The sequence below is a fragment of the Pseudomonas sp. QTF5 genome (assembly GCF_000512695.2).
Classification (GTDB): Bacteria; Pseudomonadota; Gammaproteobacteria; order Pseudomonadales; family Pseudomonadaceae; genus Aquipseudomonas.
In genome coordinates, this window is the sequence record NZ_AZRW02000012.1 from 28,010 (window position 1) to 46,558 (window position 18,549).

18 protein-coding genes are annotated in these 18,549 nt (G+C 54.0%); 13 read left to right on the top strand and 5 right to left on the bottom strand.

What is annotated here, in order from left to right; all coding sequences use genetic code 11:
- The first annotated feature begins 3 nt into the window (after positions 1-3).
- From IC37_RS12125 to IC37_RS12180, 12 genes are all read left to right on the top strand, one after another.
- Entirely contained in the window at positions 4-1,104 is a 1,101-nt protein-coding gene (locus IC37_RS12125; protein WP_081729414.1) for a glycoside hydrolase family 99-like domain-containing protein, read from the top strand.
- Between the two features lie 37 nt (positions 1,105-1,141).
- Positions 1,142-2,272, top strand: coding sequence for a DUF1972 domain-containing protein (locus IC37_RS12130; RefSeq protein ID WP_030132064.1), 1,131 nt, complete (start codon positions 1,142-1,144; stop codon positions 2,270-2,272).
- Positions 2,269-3,336 carry a dTDP-glucose 4,6-dehydratase gene (gene rfbB / locus IC37_RS12135; protein WP_030132065.1) on the top strand — a complete coding sequence of 356 codons (1,068 nt, stop codon included), beginning with the start codon at positions 2,269-2,271 and terminating at the stop codon, positions 3,334-3,336. Before IC37_RS12130 ends, rfbB begins: the two co-directional genes overlap by 4 nt.
- 45 nt (positions 3,337-3,381) lie before the next feature.
- Complete coding sequence (gene rfbA / locus IC37_RS12140; protein WP_030132066.1) at positions 3,382-4,260, top strand: glucose-1-phosphate thymidylyltransferase RfbA; 879 nt, start codon at positions 3,382-3,384, stop codon at positions 4,258-4,260.
- Entirely contained in the window at positions 4,257-4,796 is a 540-nt protein-coding gene (rfbC, locus tag IC37_RS12145; protein ID WP_030132067.1) for a dTDP-4-dehydrorhamnose 3,5-epimerase, read from the top strand. Before rfbA ends, rfbC begins: the two co-directional genes overlap by 4 nt.
- 423 nt (positions 4,797-5,219) lie before the next feature.
- Positions 5,220-5,486: a hypothetical protein gene (locus IC37_RS12150; protein WP_030132068.1), complete on the top strand. Its 267-nt coding sequence runs from the start codon at positions 5,220-5,222 to the stop codon at positions 5,484-5,486.
- A gap of 88 nt (positions 5,487-5,574) precedes the next feature.
- A complete protein-coding gene (locus IC37_RS12155) occupies positions 5,575-6,687 on the top strand; it encodes a polysaccharide biosynthesis/export family protein (protein ID WP_177409393.1) in 1,113 nt (370 codons plus the stop codon).
- A 14-nt stretch (positions 6,688-6,701) separates the two neighbouring features.
- The gene (locus IC37_RS12160) at positions 6,702-7,361 is read left to right on the top strand and encodes a YjbF family lipoprotein (RefSeq protein WP_033865022.1); all 660 of its coding nucleotides are present in this window, start codon (positions 6,702-6,704) and stop codon (positions 7,359-7,361) included.
- Positions 7,358-8,125 carry a capsule biosynthesis GfcC family protein gene (locus IC37_RS12165; RefSeq protein ID WP_030132071.1) on the top strand — a complete coding sequence of 256 codons (768 nt, stop codon included), beginning with the start codon at positions 7,358-7,360 and terminating at the stop codon, positions 8,123-8,125. The genes IC37_RS12160 and IC37_RS12165 overlap by 4 nt, the downstream gene beginning before the upstream one ends.
- Positions 8,122-10,224: a YjbH domain-containing protein gene (locus IC37_RS12170; protein ID WP_030132072.1), complete on the top strand. Its 2,103-nt coding sequence runs from the start codon at positions 8,122-8,124 to the stop codon at positions 10,222-10,224. Before IC37_RS12165 ends, IC37_RS12170 begins: the two co-directional genes overlap by 4 nt.
- Positions 10,221-10,580: a VanZ family protein gene (locus IC37_RS12175; RefSeq protein ID WP_030132073.1), complete on the top strand. Its 360-nt coding sequence runs from the start codon at positions 10,221-10,223 to the stop codon at positions 10,578-10,580. Before IC37_RS12170 ends, IC37_RS12175 begins: the two co-directional genes overlap by 4 nt.
- Before the next feature lie 383 nt (positions 10,581-10,963).
- A complete protein-coding gene (locus tag IC37_RS12180) occupies positions 10,964-11,224 on the top strand; it encodes a DUF6429 family protein (RefSeq protein ID WP_030132074.1) in 261 nt (86 codons plus the stop codon).
- 216 nt (positions 11,225-11,440) lie between these two features.
- On the opposite strand, the gene IC37_RS12185 is transcribed toward IC37_RS12180, so the two are convergent.
- From IC37_RS12185 to IC37_RS12205, 5 genes are all read right to left on the bottom strand, one after another.
- The gene (locus IC37_RS12185; RefSeq protein WP_030132075.1) at positions 11,441-12,835 is read right to left on the bottom strand and encodes an undecaprenyl-phosphate glucose phosphotransferase; all 1,395 of its coding nucleotides are present in this window, start codon (positions 12,833-12,835) and stop codon (positions 11,441-11,443) included.
- A 492-nt stretch (positions 12,836-13,327) separates the two neighbouring features.
- Positions 13,328-13,996, bottom strand: coding sequence for a response regulator (locus IC37_RS12190; RefSeq protein ID WP_030132076.1), 669 nt, complete (start codon positions 13,994-13,996; stop codon positions 13,328-13,330).
- 38 nt (positions 13,997-14,034) lie between these two features.
- Positions 14,035-14,793, bottom strand: a complete 759-nt coding sequence (locus IC37_RS12195; RefSeq protein ID WP_256580719.1) for an EAL domain-containing protein — start codon at positions 14,791-14,793, stop codon at positions 14,035-14,037.
- Between the two features lie 9 nt (positions 14,794-14,802).
- On the bottom strand, positions 14,803-15,531 hold the full coding sequence (locus IC37_RS12200; protein WP_030132078.1) for a winged helix-turn-helix domain-containing protein: 729 nt from the start codon (positions 15,529-15,531) through the stop codon (positions 14,803-14,805).
- A 557-nt stretch (positions 15,532-16,088) separates the two neighbouring features.
- Entirely contained in the window at positions 16,089-16,502 is a 414-nt protein-coding gene (locus tag IC37_RS12205; RefSeq protein WP_030132079.1) for a VOC family protein, read from the bottom strand.
- Positions 16,503-16,724: 222 nt separating this feature from the next.
- On the opposite strand from IC37_RS12205, the gene IC37_RS12210 reads away from it, so the two are divergent.
- A complete protein-coding gene (locus IC37_RS12210; protein WP_030132080.1) occupies positions 16,725-18,536 on the top strand; it encodes an ABC transporter ATP-binding protein in 1,812 nt (603 codons plus the stop codon).
- The last annotated feature ends 13 nt before the right edge of the window (positions 18,537-18,549 follow it).

The following is an 18,549-nucleotide window of genomic DNA, read 5'->3' on the forward strand; positions in this document are numbered from 1 at the left end:
CCTATGAAAAGTTTGGGTGCAAGGGCTGTTGGTTTTTTTGCGAAACAGTTTTTTCGCACTGTCGCGATCTTTTTTATTCTGCTCAACAGTTGCTTTGGTGAAGAAGCTACCAGTATAGGCGTGTATTATTTTCCAGGCTGGAAGCAGGAGGCTCCATTGATCAAGCGTCCGCCATGGGATTTAATAAAAAGGTTCCCTGATAAAGAACCATTGCTTGGCTGGTATAAGGATGGATCAAAAGATGTAACTGCTAAGCAGTTAATGTGGATGAAAGACAATCACATTGATTTCGTAGTATATGACTGGTATTGGGTCCCGAAATATGGGGTGACTCTAAACCACGCTATTGATTCATTTATAGAGCACAGTAAAACAACAGATATTGATTTTGCGATCTTATGGGCAAATCACACTGATACACCATCAAGTTTAAGACAGTTTGATGAGATTGTTGCATATTGGCTAAAAAACTATTTTGTCAATAGCAATTATAAGAAAATCAATAGTGAGCCGGTCGTAGTAATTTTTTCACCAGAGTCTCTTGAAAAACATGCAAAACAATTTGGAGAGAGTACCAAAAGCTTGTTAGCCCGAGCCCGTCAACAGGCAAGAAATGAAGGATTTAAGGGTATATATTTTATATCCAATACGGCGCCGATCGATAACGTTGTTAAGAAAATATTACCTGATGCAACTTATGATGCGTTAACTGCTTATAACTACCAATCTGCTCCTGTTTTAAAGCAGAGCTTATACAAGCAGTCTCGTTCTTATACTGAGTTGTCTGATGCTTATCAGGAAAATTGGAGCTGGATGATTAACAATTCGCCTCTGCCGTTCCTTGTGCCAGCTACCTCCGGTTGGGACCGAAGGCCGTGGGGTGGGAGTGCTGATCCTCTCCACGATAGTTCTATCAGCACGCCAGACGAATTTGATCATCATATACATGAAGCTATAACTACTGCTCGTTCCAATAAAGAAAAAACCCACAATACTGTGATTATATGCTGTTGGAATGAGTATGGCGAGGGGTCGTATATAGAGCCAACGAAAAAGTATAGGTTTAAATATTTAGATGCGATAAGGAGAAATTTTTTAAAATGAAGGTTTGTTGTTTATATCGTTAATTGGAGGGGGGTGTATGGGGGTTGATAAAAAAATTCATATATTGGGCATACGAGGTATTCCAGCTCAGCATGGCGGATTCGAAACCTTCGCAGAGAAACTCGCACTTTACTTAACAAATAATGGTTGGAAGGTCACCGTTTATTGCCAAGAAAAAGGCAGTGGCGGGATCTCCACTACCGAATGGCGTAGCGTTCAACGAATACATATCCCGTCCGCCAATACGGGGGTCGCTGGAACCATGATTTTCGACTGGAAAGCAACTGTCCACGCATTGGGCCAAGATGGTCTTTTTTTGACCCTCGGTTACAACACAGCTGTCTTCAATATTCTTCAACGCATAAAGGGCCAAACTAATGTCATCAATATGGATGGCATTGAATGGAAGCGCGAAAAGTGGGGTTTGATTGCCAAAACCTGGTTTTGGCTAAATGAGCGGGCAGGTTGCTGGTTCGGCAACCATCTGGTGGCCGATCATCCGAAAATCAAGGATCACCTGGCCACCCGGGTCAAGGATTCGAAGATCACCATGATCCCCTATGGCGGGGACCGGGTGAACGAGGCAGACCCGGCCGTGCTGGCCGGTTTTGGCCTCGAGCCCCATGGTTTCTCCGTAGTTATCGCCCGGCCGGAACCGGAGAACTCCTTTCTGCAGGTCGTCAAGGCCTTTAGTAGCAAGCGCCGTAACCATAAGTTGGTTGTGCTGGGCAACTTCACGCCAGAGAAGAATGAGTACCACAAGCGGGTGATGGACGCAGCCGGCGAGGAAGTGATCTTCCCCGGCGCCATCTATGAGGCGGCGGTGGTCCAGGCCCTGCGGTTTTTCAGCCGCTTTTACATCCATGGCCATCAGGTCGGGGGCACCAACCCTTCGCTGGTGGAGGCATTGGGTGCCGGCTGCTCGGTGATTGCCCATAACAACCATTTCAACCGTTGGGTCGCCGGTGATGCGGCGGTGTACTTCGACGACGAGCACGACTGTGCCAAGTTGTTCGAGAAGTACTTGCGCGACGACCACAACCATTTGATCGCAGCGATGAAGGCTGAAAGCACCCGCCGCTTCAACGAAAAGTTCACCTGGGAAAACATCCTTTCCCAATATGAAAAATTACTGATCCAGTGGTACCCCAAGGAGTACAGCAAGTGACCCAACGTATTATCGTCACCGGCGGTGCCGGTTTTATCGGCTCTGCCGTCGTTCGCCATCTGATCGACAACACCGATGTGAGTGTGCTCAATATCGACAAGCTCACCTACGCCGGCAATACCGAGTCCCTGGCGTCGGTGGCGGGCAGCCCCCGGTATGAATTCCAGCAGGTGGATATCTGCGACACCGAGGCGCTGCACGAGTTGTTCGCGCGTTTTCAGCCCGATGCGGTGATGCATCTGGCGGCCGAGTCTCATGTAGACCGTTCCATCGACAGCCCATCGGACTTCATCCAGACCAACATCGTCGGCACCTACAGCATGCTGGAAGCCAGCCGTCGCTATTGGTCGGGACTGGCGGCGGAGCAGAAACAGGGCTTTCGCTTCCACCATATCTCCACCGATGAAGTCTATGGCGACCTGGAAGGCACCGACGACCTGTTCACCGAAACCACGCCCTACGAGCCGAGCTCGCCATACTCGGCATCTAAGGCTGGCTCCGACCATTTGGTGCGCGCCTGGCACCGCACGTATGGCCTGCCGGTGCTGGTCACGAACTGCTCGAACAACTACGGGCCTTTCCACTTCCCCGAGAAGCTGATCCCCCATGTGATTCTCAATGCCATCCACGGCAAGCCGCTGCCGGTATATGGCGATGGCTCGCAGATCCGCGACTGGCTGTTTGTCGAGGACCATGCCCGAGCGCTGTTCGAAGTGGTGTCGCGCGGCACTGTGGGCGAAACCTACAACATCGGCGGGCACAATGAGAAGCGCAACCTGCAAGTGGTGGAAACCATCTGCGAGCTGCTTGATGAGCTGCGCCCACGCGATGGGGAGCTGGGCTCTTATAAGGAACTGATCACCTTCGTCGCCGATCGCCCCGGGCATGATCTTCGTTACGCCATCGATGCGAGCAAGATCGAGCGTGAACTCGGTTGGCAACCACAGGAAACCTTTGAAAGCGGTATACGCAAAACGGTTCAGTGGTATCTGGAGCATCAAGGGTGGTGGCAAAGGGTCCTTAGCGGTGAGTACCGCCCGGAGCGTCTTGGCCATATCGGTTGAACCATTCAAACCCTGCCACTATTAAACTTTGAAAGGAATCCTCATATGAAAGGCATCATTCTGGCGGGCGGCTCCGGCACTCGCTTGCATCCTATTACTCGTGGTGTATCCAAACAGCTGCTTCCGGTCTACGACAAGCCGATGATTTATTATCCGCTGTCGGTATTAATGCTGGCAGGCATTCGCGAGATATTGATTATTTCCACGCCGCAGGATTTGCCCAACTTCCAGAACCTGTTGGGTGACGGCTCTTCTTTCGGCATTGAACTCAGTTATGCCGAACAACCTTCTCCCGATGGTCTGGCTCAAGCCTTTCTGATCGGCGAGGACTTTATCGGCGACAGTAATGTGGCGCTGATTCTGGGCGACAACATCTTCTACGGTTATGGCTTCAGCGCCTTGTTGCGCGAAGCGTCTCAACGACAGTCTGGGGCGACCGTCTTCGGTTATCGCGTCAGCGATCCGGAGCGTTTTGGCGTTGTTGAGTTCGACAGCGAAGGCAAGGCGATCTCGATCGAAGAGAAGCCGAAACATCCGAAGTCCGACCATGCCGTCACCGGCTTGTATTTCTATGACAAAGACGTGGTGAGCATTGCCAAGCAAGTCAAACCTTCGATCCGCGGCGAGCTTGAAATCACTGACGTGAACAACGCGTATCTGCAGCGTGGGGATCTGCATGTCAGTGTGCTGGGGCGTGGTTTTGCCTGGCTGGACACCGGCACCCATGATTCGTTGATGGAGGCCGGGCATTTCGTTCAGACCATTGAAGCGCGGCAGGGCTTGAAAGTGGCTTGCCTTGAAGAAGTGGCTTACCACCAGGGGTGGTTGTCGGCCGCGCAGCTGGATCAGCAAGCAACCGCGCTGCACAAAACCGGTTATGGCCAATACCTGGCGCGGGTACTGGCGACGGAGCCTGCGAAATGAATGTCATCAACACCCGGTTACCCGGCGTATTGATTATCGAGCCCAAGGTGTTTGGCGATGCTCGCGGGTTCTTTCTCGAGAGCTATCATGAGCAGCGTTATCGCGACGCCGGCATCGACTTGCCTTTCGTCCAGGACAATCACTCGCGCTCGCAGTATGGGGTGTTACGTGGTTTGCACTTCCAGCGGACTCGGCCCCAGGGCAAGTTGGTGCGAGTCACCCAAGGGGCAGTGTACGACGTGGTGGTAGACATCAATCCTGAATCCCCGACATGTGGTGAACATGTGGGGGTCAAGTTGACCGCCGACAACCATCTTCAGCTATGGGTGCCGCCAGGTTATGCCCACGGCTTTTGCGTGCTCAGCGATATCGCCGATTTTCAATACAAATGCACTGACCTGTATTTTCCCGAGGATGAGGGTGGGTTGCTCTGGAATGATCCGGAGCTGGGCATTGCCTGGCCTTTAGAATCGCCCCAACTTTCGGAAAAAGACCAGCGCAATCCAAGGTTGCGCGCGGTGTTGAACGGGGAATGACTGACCCATCATTGTCTATAATTAACATTAACTCTTTATGACCTGATGTTATTTAACAATGAGGCTCCTGACGCACTGGAATCTTGCGGACTGGATGCTGTGAAAATACTGACTAATAATAACAATCGGCGCAAAAGAGGGATGAGTTGCATCCGGGATTTTTCGTGAAAAAACCATAATTTCGGCGGCAACGTCTTAAAAAATGCGCTAAATTTCCAGTTGTCACTGTCTTATGTAAATGCTTTACCCGTGAGGTGACCAGGTTTGGCATATGGCAAGTAATGCCTATAAATGACATCCTTCAGCGGAGGCGATGGTATGAACTGGCTGGTTCAATGGGCCGGTTTTATTCGTTCTGCTGTTCCATTCCCGGTCCCTTAGTATCAACTCTAATGAAAGTTTGATGACGAGAAGGAGTCTGACATGAAGAAGCTACTTACGGCCGGCTTGCTGGCTGTCATGAGCACCGCGGCATTGGCAGCGGATGAACCACCGAGTAAACCGGTAAACGAGCCACTTACCTTGAACACCCCGCTGGTCGGGGAGGTGACGGTCGCCGAAACCGTGCTGATCGGCGCGGCCGTTCTTGGCGTTGCTGCGGCTGCTTCAAACTCCGGTGGCAACTCCAATGGCGGTACCTCTGGCACAGGTGGCACCACCGGCACTGGCGGTACGACCGGTACCAACTAATACCCCGCGAAGTGTGTTGTTCAAGATCACTCAGAGTTCTCTGGGTGATCTTGTTTTAGATTTGCCCTCGACTAGCGTAGTGCCATTTATGATCCGTAGATTATCTGTTGTTATGCTGGCAAGCATCAGCTTGCACGGCTGTATGTTTTCGCCTGGTCAACACATGGACACCAGTCAAATGGTCAGTGACGGTTCTCCGGAAAGTAGCCGGGTGGAGCTTATTCCGATCACGCCTAAATTGATTGCCATGGATGCCGCCACGCAAGTTCGCGAATCGGTTCCCGCAGCATTGTCCTCCTATGTGCCTGGCGGTTATCGCGTGGGTGCCAATGACCTGTTGTTTATCACAGTCTGGGATCATCCCGAGTTGACAGCGCCTTCTGGCCCGCAACAACAAATCGATGCCAACGGTCGTCTGGTGCGCCCGGACGGCACGCTGTTTTATCCCTACATCGGTAATATTCCGGCCGCGGGTAAAACCATTGAAGAGCTGCGAGCCTATATCGCCGAGCGTTTATCGCAATTTGTCGAAAGCCCACAGGTTGACGTCAGCGTTTTGCGTTTCGCCAGCCAAACCGTGGTGGTTTCCGGTGCGGTACTCAAAGCTGGCCAGCAACCGATCACCACCAACCCGTTGAGTGTGGTGGAGGCCGTTGGCGCGGCCGGTGTGGACCCGTTGAACGCAGATTTGTCGGGCCTGACGCTGACCCGTGACGGGCGCGAATACAAGCTGGATCTGGACATGCTCAATCGCCCGGACGCACAGCTGCAGGGCGTTTACCTCAAGGGTGGCGACCGGTTGTACTTGCCTTATAACGACCAAAAGCGAATCTATGTCATGGGTGAGGTCAACCAGCCTCGCGCGCTGAGCTTCAAGAGCAAATCGATCAACCTGACCGATGCTCTGGGCACTGTAGGAGGCTTGAACCAGACCACTTCCAATGGCAACGCGGTGTACGTGATTCGCGGCGCGGACAATCTGGAAACCGAGCCGGCCAAAGTATTCCAGCTCGATGCCGAATCCCCTTCGGCCCTGGTGCTGGCCACCCGTTTCGATTTGCAGCCGCAAGACATCGTCTACGTTGGCCCGGCCGGCGTGACACGCTGGAACCGTCTGATCAGCCAGCTTCTGCCTACGGCCGCAGTCCTCGGGACCGGCGCCAGCTCTGTTAATAACCTCAGCGAAGCTAACAGCAGATAAGGCTCTATCCCGCCGTGAAAATTTTGCCTACCTGCGCCTGTCTGACGATGGCGCTCTTGCTGTGCGGGTGTAATCCGTTGATGAAGGCTTCCTGGGACACCCTTGGCGCTTCCGTCGCGGGGCCTGCCTCCATCCACTTGACCCGTGCTCAGGTCGACGCCGTGCCGTATCCGCAGATTCTGGTCACCACCACCTCTAGCGAGGGGGTGATGGCCATGGCTCGCCGGCGTGGCGATCTGCAGTTCTGGGTCGCTTCCGGCAAGCAAGTACTGATGATGCGCGACGGTCTGGTGGTGCGCACCGTTGGGCTGGGTGTTTCCCTGGATGGTACTCACTTCGATGATGAGTCGCCGTTCAAGCGCGGCCTTCAGCATTTACCCAACGGCTATGTCAGTACGCGCTGGATCGACATCTACGACGGCAACCGCATCGGCATCGCGGTCAATAGCCGTTTCAGCACCCACGACATCGAGACCATCCGCATTCTGGACAAGGATTACGCCTTGCTGCGCATCGACGAGCAGGTGGATGCACCCACCCTGAATTTTCACGCTACCAACCGTTACTGGGTCGACCCCCAGGACGGTTTTATCCTGCGCAGCGAGCAGCATCTGACGCCGCAGCTGTTCCTCAAAATCGTGCAGTTGCGCCCTGATCGGGGAGCTGGCCGGTGAAGTGTCCGAACCTTCTATTGCTTGGCTTGCTCTTGATCGGCCCGGGCGTGGGGCACGCTGGCGTCACGGTCAGCGGTGATGTGCGCAGCCCGGGCGACTTTGATGTCAAACCTGGGGCACGTTTGCTGGATGCCATTCACAACGCCCAACCCAACGCCGAGAGTTATTGGCTGGGGGCGGCCTGGCTGCATCGTTCATTGGAGGATCAGCAGGCCCGGCTAAAGGCCGGCGTACTGTTCGATCTGAAACTGGTGCAACGGGGTGCCTTGCTCGATGGCAGGGAAGCGCGAGCGGATTTGAGTGCGCGCCTGTATGAACAGATCGAGCGACTGCCGGTTACCGGACGCAAGGTCGCGGTGCTGGACCCGATCGCCGTGGAAGTTGGGTTTGCCCACAATGCCCGGCTGGATGACGGCGACCGTCTGATTTACCCGATGCGCCCCTCTACCGTGGAAGTTCTCGGGGCAGTCATTCAGCCCTGTCAGGTGCCTTACCGTGCCCTGCAGGAAGTGAGTGCCTATGCGCGCGATTGCGCCATTCTCGACGGCGCTGAGCGCGATTATCTGTGGCTGATCCAGCCCGATGGTCAGGTGCGGCGCGTGGGCGTGGCGGCATGGAATCGTGAGGAGGGCGTCGTAGCTGCTCCCGGCAGCAGGATTCTGGTACCGATCAGGAGTGACGACCTCGAGACGCCGACCCCTGAACTCAATCAACAACTGGCCGAGTTTCTCGCCACCCAACCCTTGGCTGAGGTGGCTCCTTGAAGTGCCCGTTTAAGTTACGTTTTGCTGCTGCATTGCTCCTGCCCTGTGGATTGGCCCATGGTGAGCCGCGTTACACCCAGAGTGATTTTGGTGGCGTCGGTCTGCTACAGACCCCCACCGCACGCATGGCCCCCGCAGGTGAATTGAGCGCTACCGCGAGTCGTACCGATCCTTACTCGCGCTACAGTTTTTCGTTGCAGCCGCTCGATTGGCTGGAGGGATCGTTTCGTTATACGGCGATCACCAACCGCAATTATGGTCCCGAGGATTTTAGCGGCGATCAGAGCTTCAAAGACAAGGCCATCGACGTCAAGGCGCGGCTTTGGGAAGAAAGTCACTGGGCGCCGCAGATCGCTGTCGGCGCTCGGGACATCGGCGGTACCGGTTTGTTTTCCAGCGAATATTTTGTCGCCAACAAGCGTTATGAAAACCTGGATTTCAGCCTCGGCATTGCCTGGGGCTATCTGGGTAATCGGGGGGATTTCAGTAACCCGCTGGCGGTCTTCGGCAGCAAGTTCAACGACCGGCCAGAGAGCTCGGCGGCTGTCGCCAGGGCAGGGGACGTGAACACCAACGCTTACTTCAGGGGCCATCCTTCGTTGTTTGGCGGGGTTGCCTATCAAACGCCGTGGGCGCCGCTGAGCCTGAAGCTCGAGTACGAGGGCAATGATTACAAGAATGAACCGCTGGACAACTCGATCAAACAAGACCTGCCGATCAACATTGGCGTGGTCTACAAGCTGGCCGACAGCATCGATCTGAGTGCCGGCTGGGAGCGTGGCAATACGGCGATGTTCGGCATCACCTTGCACACCAACTTTGTCAGCCGCAAGGCACCGGCCAAAACGTATGACCCTCCCGCCGAGTCGTTGCCGGTGCAGGCACCGTCGACCCCGGCCGACCAGGTCAACTGGGCTGATGTTTCCGATCGGCTGCAGCAAAATGCCGGCTATAAAGTGAAGCGCATCACCCAGCGCGGTTCGGAGCTGATGGTGTATGGCGAGCAGTCCCGCTATTTCTATTCGGCCAAGGCCGTTGGGCGAGCCAGTCGGATTCTCGATAACAGCGTCAATCAGGACATCGACTGGTTCACCCTGGTGAACCAGCGTTATGACATGTCCATTGAGGAAACCAGCGTGCCGCGGGAAACCTTCCGTGCGGTCGTGAACAACGACCTGCCGATGAAGGATCTGCACCGTACGACCGAGGTCAATCCGGCGACAGCGCACCGGGAAACCACGCTCTACACCCAGGCGCTGGAACCGTTCAGCTACGGCTTGGGCCTGGGCTACAAACAGAACATCGGCGGCCCCGACGGACTGCTTTATCAGTTCACCGCCGATGCCGACGCGGAATACCGTTTCACCCGCAATACCTGGTGGAACGGCTTGCTCAGTGCCAACCTACTGAACAACTTCGACAAGTTCACCTACGACGCGCCGAGCGGGCTGCCGAGAGTGCGCACTGATCTGCGCCAATACATGACCACCTCCGACGTGATGATGCCGACGTTCCAGTTCAACCATGCGGTGCAACTGGATCGGGATTTGTATGGCATGGCCTACGGCGGCTATCTGGAATCCATGTATGCCGGGGTCGGCAGCGAAGTGCTGTATCGACCCACGGGGAAACGCTGGTCGGTGGGCGCTGACCTGAACTTTGTGCGTCAGCGTGATTACAATCAAGGCTTCGGTCTGCGTGACTACCAGACCGTGACCGGGCATATCACCAGCTATACTCAGTTGCCCTATGACATGCTTGCAGCGGTCAGTGTGGGGCGTTATCTGGCGCGGGACTGGGGTACCACCATGGATTTGTCGCGGGAGTTCAAGAATGGCGTGAAGTTTGGCGGCTGGGTCACGCTGACCAGTGCATCGAAAGAGGAATATGGCGAGGGCAGCTTCGACAAAGGGATTTATGTATCCATCCCGTTTGACGAGTTGTTGAATACCTCGACCGTGCGCCGGGCCAATATCGTCTGGGCGCCGCTGACCCGAGATGGCGGTGCACGTCTGAGCCGCACCTACTCACTGCAGACCATGACCGATGGACGCGACAGCGACCTGTTCTACAACAACTTCGAGAAAATTACCGAATGATCATGTGGCTCAAAGGCTTGGTTGAGTTGCCATTCTGGCTCCGGGGCCTGGCCTTTGCCGCAGTGACGGTGATTCTGCTGTTCGCGGGTTTGCGATCTCAGCCGATCCCGGAACTGTTCGTCGAAGAGGACAAGCTTCATCACTGGATCGGCTTTCTGGTATTTGCGTGCAGCTGCCGTCTGGCCTTTCCCACTGTGAAATTTCACTGGGTAGCCGTGGGGTGCTTGCTCACCGGCGTACTCATCGAGGCCGCGCAGGGTTTGATGCCGCTGCGCACGGCTTCGCCCTATGACATGCTGGCAAATACTATCGGCGTGTTGATGGGGTTATTGATTTCAAGGTGCTGGGTGCGCTGAAAAGGTGCGAAATGCCAAGCAGTCTGCCGGCATGTTGCAACTGTAGATCCTCTCTCTATCCCCCTCCAGCAACACCTCTCTTGCCACTTCATCCAGTCAAATGCCTGTAGCCGCACCCGAGCCTGGGTTCGGCTTCATGGGCGCTGCATGACGTGGGGCCGTCTTTGCTGGCAAGCCAGCTCCTACAATATTGTGAACGACACCGAACCCCGTGGGAGCCGGTTTGCCGGTGAAGGCGTTTTCATGGGCGCTACATGACGTGAGGCCGTCTTCGCTGGCAAGCCAGCTCCTACAATATTGTGAACGACGCGAACCCGTAGGAGTCCGGCTTGCCGGCGAAGGCATTTTCACGATAAGCGCGCCATAAACCCGGAGCAACGAACATGGAATACGACGATAAACTGATTGAAGAAGCCGTGCTTGCCCTGTTGGCAGCCTTCAGTTTCGATAACGGCAATACTTGGAAAGGGTTCGACTTCGAGACCATGAACCGATTGCATGAACAGGGTTTCATCAGTAATCCGGTGAACAAGAACAAATCGATTTGGTTGACGGCTGAAGGGCTGGAGCGAGGTCGGCAGATAGCCGACCGGTTGTTTGGGGTAAGAACTCAAGTGGAGCATATATCCGACTCGGATACATGACTTCATACCCCGGCCGTTTCCTGTATCACCACGAAGAATATAAAGATTGGCCGCCAAATTCACGACTGCTTCGTCAGAGCGCAGCCTTTGGCGGCGGCTACAAAAAAGAGTGCGAATGAGATGAGAAAGAGGGGTTCCGGACAGTCAGAAGTCTGACTGCCCGGACTGCAGCGTTGTTAGCCGCAAGCTGAAGAAAGGGCGGGTGAATCGCAGCAGTTAATAGATGTCCTTGGAAAAGAGCGTGAAGGGCGTTTTGATCAGGATCTTGATATCAAGCCACAACGACCAGTTGTTGATGTAGTTGAGGTCGATCTCCACACGCTTCTGCATCTTGTCCAGGGTTTCGGTTTCGCCACGGCAGCCGCTGATCTGGGCTAGCCCGGTGATGCCCGGTTTGATTCGATGGCGGGCCATGTAGGCCTGGATCTTGCCGGTGTAGTAGTCGTTATGCGCGATCGCATGTGGCCGTGGCCCGACCAGCGCCATATGGCCTTGCAGTACGTTGAAGAACTGCGGTAATTCATCGATGGAGGTGCGTCGAATGAAGCGTCCGACCGCAGTAATGCGCGGGTCTTCGCGACCGGCCTGGCGGACTTGGTGGTCGTCGTGCACGCGCATGGAGCGGAACTTCCAGACTTTGATGATCTTGCCGTTCCAGCCGTGCCGTTCCTGTTTGAAGATGATCGGGCCCGGGGAAGACATCTTCACGGCGGCGGCGATCACCAGAAGCAGCGGGCTGAAGCCGATCAGCGCGAGGGCAGCAAGGCTTCTGTCCAGCAAGGTTTTGCTCAACGCCGCTGTCGGGTAACTGGTCAGCGGGCTTTCATTGAGGTGGATGGCAGGCAGGCCGTCCAGTTCGCTGATGGAGTGATTGAGCAACGTCATGCTGCCCAGGTCGGGAACCCAGACCACATCGACATTGGCGTCGAGCAGGTCGATGTACAGCGCCTCGACCTGTTTGGCCTCGCTCAAGGGCAGCGCGATATACAGCCGCCGAACGTCGTGCACCTGGATCAGCTCACGCAGTTCCTGCAATGGGCCCAGAACCCGGTGGGCATTGACCTGGGTCGACAGCTCGTTGGGATTCGAGCTGATCAGGCCCACCAGCGGCGGATACTCGGTTTTGGTCAGTTTGTCTGCCAGATTAACCGCCAGTTGATCGGTGCCGATAATCAGGGTGTTGTACTGGCTGTGCAATTGCCGCTGGTAGTGCTTGGAAAAACTGTGCAATGGCAGGTACAGCAAGGCCTGAATGCAATAACCGGCCGTGGCCCAGACCACGATGATTTCCCGGGAGAACAATTCGCTGGTCTTGCTGAAAAAACCAATACTGGTCAGCCCGGCCAGCAGCAGCAGCCATCCCAGTAGCAGGCGCGCCAAGCCGCTGAGGTAACTATGCTGCTTGTGATAGACCAGCAGCAGGGAGTAGGAAGGGACCGAACCGAGGAACGTGAGTACTGCAAGCACACGATAATGGGCGTCGATTTCTCCTGTCTGGTACAACGCCAGACCAAATAACAATGTATTGACCGAAGTGATGGCAATTATCCATTGCCCCCAGAAGGTCAGTCCTTTGGTTATGTTATTTCGATTAATACGATTATGTACCATCGCGGTGTCCCTCGGGCCTGCGCCACGTTGTGTATCAGTCGACGGTTAAAAAATGGCAGCCACGCACAAAGGCTGAGCGAGCGCGTCAGTCAGGAAATGTTTTTATTATTAGAAGGGAATAACGGGGCTTATGGCTGGCCATCCTGGCTTTGTTTTCAAGTCAGCTGATACGGTTGTCTCAGTGTCCAGTTTTATACTAGTACCTAAATCTTTGTGGGTCTCAGACGAATTATAACGGCCATGCCTTTAGCGGCCTTGTTATAAAAGGACGTGCTCTTTTGTTTGGAGGATATCGCTCAGTCGTCTATATAATTGCAGCATTCGATAAACGTTTGTCGTGTTGGCGAGGGATGAAGCGGAGCGGGGCGCCATACCTGGAAGAGTTGATGGCGATAATCAGGATGTGTAGTGCAAGGAGGCAGGTCGTGGGTGTGGGTGGATCAGGTGGGGCAGTGAGTCGCATTTATTGTTATTGTTTTTGCGATCACTCGATCAGTAAGCGACTCGTATCCTTTGTGCGAGGCAATAGCCGCGGTTTCTGACCGAGCGGATCAGCCGTTCTCCATTGGCTGCCGTCTTGAACTTTTTCTGCAACCGACTCAGGCACATCTCAAGGCCGCTATAGTTTTCCGGGTCTTTATCGATGCGTAGAATAAGATCGTTTTTGCTGAGGACCCGTCGATCGCTGAGGATCAGCTGGTTGAGCATTAACGATTCGGTGCCGGTCAATGGAATAGTGATGTCTTCTTTGACTAATGTTCGATCATCAGCGTTAAACCACCAGATATCAGGATTGCCCTGGGACTCTTTAACCCGACTAACTGCCGTGATGAACTCGTCGTCAGCCACTGGCTTCTTGAGAAAGCCATCAACACCGAAATGCGAAAAATGATGAAGTTCCGAAGGTTCAGCGTTAGGCGTTATGAGGATGATTTCCGCATCTTTTTGATTTTTACGGATGAAACTGACATCGCTCAGCGATATGTCCGCCTGGTCGAGCAGGATGTGCGTGAATCGACTCTTTCGGATGCGTTCGCTGCTGAGTTTGCCTGACTCGATTTCAAACGATTGATACGAGCGTTGGGCGAGAAGCGATTCGATTGCTTGTCGTGCCAGTTGGTCTCGCGTGAAAATCAGAAAGCTGTTATTTGGTGTGTTCACGATAAGGTTCCTTCCTAGTGGGGTGAAATTTTCAAAACTTAAATAAGCTCGGTTGGCGAGTAGTACCTCCCCTGAAAAAAGTCGAAAGGCATGCTGCGAGCCAGTGTGTGTAGGGCTTTGTGCTCCACGCGGTCCGCCACGAATTTGATCTTGCTGTCATGGATCATGCCGCTCAGGCGGTCGTAAGACCTGTTGAAAAAGTCCTGATTGTTGTCGACCATGATGTCGAAATTGGATTTGGTCAAGTCCACTTTTATGTAATCGAACAGCATCGGACTGATCAGTTTTGCAGTGCTGTCATCGCTTAAATCGTAGCCGTCGAAAGCGATCTCGATCCCATTGTCTTTTAATAAATGAATATGATCGATAATGGTTCGTTTTTCTTTCAGGTTGAACGACAGGAACGAACTGCTGTTAATGCAGGGGATCAGCTGTTGCTCATGCTTGCTGAGTGTCACTTGAGCGTCGTTCAGTTCCTTGATGAACGTTTTATCCAACAAGGCGGACTGGTTCATGGTCATGAACAGTTTGTTGGGCAGGTGTGCCGACGGAGAGGGTAGGGTCTCGATCTGTGAGAGGGCATTTAATTGGATCCGCATGAGTACTTCGCGATAAATCGCCAGCGGGTGATCGAGGTGCAATAGTTGATACCCCTTATTCAGAGGTATCTCTTGCTGGGTCGCCTTGGCATAGATTTCACTGCCGAACAGTTCATCGTTTCGTTTCAGAATCGATTGCCTGAAGAAAGCCAATGCAAAGTTTTCGTGCGCTATAGGTTGCCTGCTTGGCTCCATCATTGAATCCCTTTAAGAGTGAAAGTTTACCGGGTTGGCTGATATGACGCCTCGAAGCAATCGATAGCCATAACCGCGAACACTGTGGATGATGTTAATGCCAAAGTGTTTTTTGATTTTATTTCGAAGCCGGCTTATGGACTTCTCCAGGACGCGTGAGTCATAGAGTTTTATATTCAAGCCCATTGATTCGGCCATGCAATCATGGTGCAGGATATTGCCTTCTGCGTTAATAAGCGCATCCAGGGCTTTCATTTCCTGATAGGCCAGATCCAGTTTATATTCGTTGTTGTATAAGTGCAGGCATGTTGGGTCCAGGGTCAACTTGACGCTGGATTGCCATTCAGGAGTTTCGAGCAACTCTGATAGTAGCCTGGCTTTTTCATCCTGATCGTTAGGTACATTGATGCAGTGATCGGCGCCGGCCATGTAGCATTCAATTTTAGTTTGCGGAGAGCGATAATTGATTGCAACGATAATGGCCAGTTCTTCCGGGTTCGCACGTAGCTTCTTGATCAGCGCCAGGCAGTCATTAAGCTTGGAGGGGCTTTCAATGTCGATCAGTACGGTATCGAATGTTTGCGTTTCGATATCCGGACTTGGCGGGTTTGAATGAGCCAATGTATAAACATGTGTGAGGTTGGGTGCAAATAACTGTCGAAGTTTTTCTGCCGAGCGCCAAGTGTGCCCAATAGCGAGAGTTTCTCTCTGGCTATTTTCGATTTTGCTCTCAGTATTCATCCGTAAATTACTCATATGTGCTGGCGCTGCAATCTTAATACACAAAATACTGACGTTATCTGACGTTTTCTAACATTTTCCATCGAGAACGCGCGTCCCACATCGTCAGTAGTTTCAGCTGAATCAATGACATAGGCAAGTGCCGAGGCTTAAGCCCAGTTGTTTTTGCGACCTCGGGATTAGTTCGTGGACCCTTTTCAGTCGCACTCTAGATGTGATGGCTTATCGCCCATCTGGCTGCAGAACGAAGCACAATCGAGAAGTCTTGCGTATGAACTGTGCACCAGTCCGCATTTTTGAAAATTGCAGTTGATTTATAAGGATATTCCACGGTGTTCTAGATGCACGTTGAGGAGGCGTCGGGTGCAACGATCGCCTCTTTCCAGGGCGAACGGAACGGAGCGCTATATTAATTGAGTTATTTTGCATTATAGTCGTAATATTTATGTCAAAGGCTGAATTTGTGAACGGGTAGTTATTCTGTTGGGTTATTGAAAAAAACCCAGAATTGACACTAAAGTGCCAGCGATTTTTATGCGCTCACCGGTGGAGGCCGCTCATTGATCCTTTTCGCAATTAACCATCCATGACACGCCAAACCGATCGACCAGCATCCCGAAACGTGCCGCCCAGAACGTCTCTTCCAATGGCATTTGAATACTGCCGCCCTCCGCCAATGCAGCAAATACCCGCTCTGCCTCAGTCACACTGTCGACATTCAACGAAACCGAACAACCGCTCATGCCAGCGGTGGGGCGATCAGGTGTGGTATCGGAGCCCATGATTGCCTGATCCCCGACCAGCAGACGCGTATGAATGATCAGGTTATGGCAGTCCGTCGGCACATGGTCGCGCGCCGGGGTTTCGCCGAAGGTCATCATGACTTCTATCTGGCCTGGCAGGCTTTTGGCGTAGAACGTGAAGGCAGCCTTGCATTCGCCATTGAAGATCAGGTAGGGATTGATTTTCATGTTTTGCTCCGACTTATAGAGAGGGGGCGCATCGGCTGAATGTCCCGATGGGCATTGACTCTCCATAGCAAAGCGCTAAAACGTGGCGAGTGACGGTGTTTTTTTAGATGTTTTTATGATGGGTGAGGCCAGCCTTATCGCGTCATATTCCCTGAAGTCGATGGCTTGTTCTTGCGTACTGTAACGCCTGTCGCGACATCCGCCAATCGAGACCATTGTCCAATGCCAATTCTGACCCGTTTCGTCTCTTTGCTCGACCAGGCGAGACGTGCCTTGTTGCTGGTCTGGGGAACGTCCCGTGGGCTGTTTCTGGGATTGGTACTGGCGACGCTGATTGCCGGTGTGCTGCCGGCGCTGGCGGCCTGGCTGGGGCAGCGGATTGTCGACGCCGTAGTCGCCGCCATGCAGTTGCACACCCAGCAGGGCAGTGCACCGCTTTGGCCGGTTGTGCGGTATGTGCTGTTTGAAGCGGGCGTGCTTGCGTTGCTGTCCGGGACACAGCGCGCACTGTCGGTTCAGCAATCGCTGTTGCGGGTGCAGTTGGGGCAGAAGGTCAACACGATGATTCTGGAGAAAGCCCAGACGTTATCGTTGGTGCAGTTCGAGAATTCCGAGTTCTACGACAAGCTGGTACGGGTGCGGCGCGAGGCATCCACCCGGCCGCTGGCGCTGGTGATGAAGTCGCTGGGGCTGATCCAGAACCTGATCGTGTTGATCAGCTTCGGTGTATTGCTGGTGCATTTTTCGCCATGGGCGCTGGTGCTGCTGGTGGTTGGGGCGTTGCCGGTGTTCTTTGCCGAGGCGCACTTTTCCGGGGATGCCTTTCGGCTGTTCACGCGCCGGGCGCCGGAGAGTCGGCAGCAGAATTACATCGAGACGCTGCTTTCCCATGAGGGCTACATTAAAGAGGTGAAGCTGTTCGGCTTCGCGCCGCTGCTGTTGAAGCGTTATCGGGACACGTTCGCTCGTCTTTACGCCGAAGACCGGCGCCTGACGCTGCGCCGCGATGGCTGGGGTTTTGTACTGGGGCTGCTGGGCACTGCTGCGTTTTATCTGGCCTATGCCTGGATTGTGATCGATACCGTTCACGGCAGTATCAGCCTCGGGCAAATGACCATGTACCTGGTGCTGTTCAAGCAGGGGCAAGCCGCCGTGAGCAGCAGCTTGAGCGCGATCAGTGGTCTCTACGAGGATGGTCTTTATCTGTCGAGCCTCTACGAGTACTTGGCCGAGCCAGTTATTGCCGATAGTGGAAGCCTTACCGTGGGCGCGCTGCCCGGCGATGGTTTGCGTTTCGAGAATGTCGGTTTCCGTTATCCGGGGGCGAGTCGCGATGCTTTGCAGGGCATCGATCTGCACCTGCTTCCCGGGCACAGCGTTGCGCTGGTGGGGGAAAACGGTTCGGGCAAAACCACGCTGATCAAGTTGCTGACTCGTCTGTATCGCCCCGATCAGGGCCGTATTTTGCTGGACGGCAGCGATTTGCAGTCCTGGGACGAAGAGGCGCTGAGACGGCGCATCGGCGTGATCTTCCAGGACTACATTCGCTATCAGTTCTCCGTGGGCGAGAACATCGGTGTTGGCGATACGTTGGCGTTCAACGATCAAGCGCGTTGGCAGCAAGCAGCCGATGAGGGCATGGCCGCGTCCTTTATCGAGCGTCTGGATCGCGGTTATGCCACGCAACTGGGACGGTGGTTTGCCGGTGGGCAGGAATTGTCCGGTGGGCAATGGCAAAAGATTGCCTTGTCTCGCGCCTACATGCGCCGCGATGCCGATATCCTGATTCTGGATGAGCCGACCTCGGCCCTGGACCCTGCGGCGGAAGCAGCGGTGTTCGAGCATTTCAGCCAACACACCGAAGGCCGCATGACGTTGTTGATTTCTCACCGCTTCTCCAGCGTGCGCAATGCCGACCACATCATCGTGCTGGACCAGGGTTCGATTCTTGAGCGAGGCGATCACGACAGTCTGGTCACGGCGGGCGGGCGCTATGCGCAGTTGTTCAGCGTGCAGGCCCGTGGTTATCGGTAGTTTGAAAGTCTCA

Coding starts and splice junctions, on each gene's coding strand:
- IC37_RS12125 (WP_081729414.1), top strand. CDS start 4: ATGAAAAGTTTGGGTGCAAGGGCTGTTGGTTTTTTTGCGAAACAGTTT.
- IC37_RS12130 (WP_030132064.1), top strand. CDS start 1,142: ATGGGGGTTGATAAAAAAATTCATATATTGGGCATACGAGGTATTCCA.
- rfbA (WP_030132066.1), top strand. CDS start 3,382: ATGAAAGGCATCATTCTGGCGGGCGGCTCCGGCACTCGCTTGCATCCT.
- rfbC (WP_030132067.1), top strand. CDS start 4,257: ATGAATGTCATCAACACCCGGTTACCCGGCGTATTGATTATCGAGCCC.
- IC37_RS12150 (WP_030132068.1), top strand. CDS start 5,220: ATGAAGAAGCTACTTACGGCCGGCTTGCTGGCTGTCATGAGCACCGCG.
- IC37_RS12155 (WP_177409393.1), top strand. CDS start 5,575: ATGATCCGTAGATTATCTGTTGTTATGCTGGCAAGCATCAGCTTGCAC.
- IC37_RS12175 (WP_030132073.1), top strand. CDS start 10,221: ATGATCATGTGGCTCAAAGGCTTGGTTGAGTTGCCATTCTGGCTCCGG.
- IC37_RS12180 (WP_030132074.1), top strand. CDS start 10,964: ATGGAATACGACGATAAACTGATTGAAGAAGCCGTGCTTGCCCTGTTG.
- IC37_RS12185 (WP_030132075.1), bottom strand. CDS start 12,835: ATGGTACATAATCGTATTAATCGAAATAACATAACCAAAGGACTGACC.
- IC37_RS12195 (WP_256580719.1), bottom strand. CDS start 14,793: ATGATGGAGCCAAGCAGGCAACCTATAGCGCACGAAAACTTTGCATTG.
- IC37_RS12200 (WP_030132078.1), bottom strand. CDS start 15,531: ATGAATACTGAGAGCAAAATCGAAAATAGCCAGAGAGAAACTCTCGCT.
- IC37_RS12205 (WP_030132079.1), bottom strand. CDS start 16,502: ATGAAAATCAATCCCTACCTGATCTTCAATGGCGAATGCAAGGCTGCC.
- IC37_RS12210 (WP_030132080.1), top strand. CDS start 16,725: ATGCCAATTCTGACCCGTTTCGTCTCTTTGCTCGACCAGGCGAGACGT.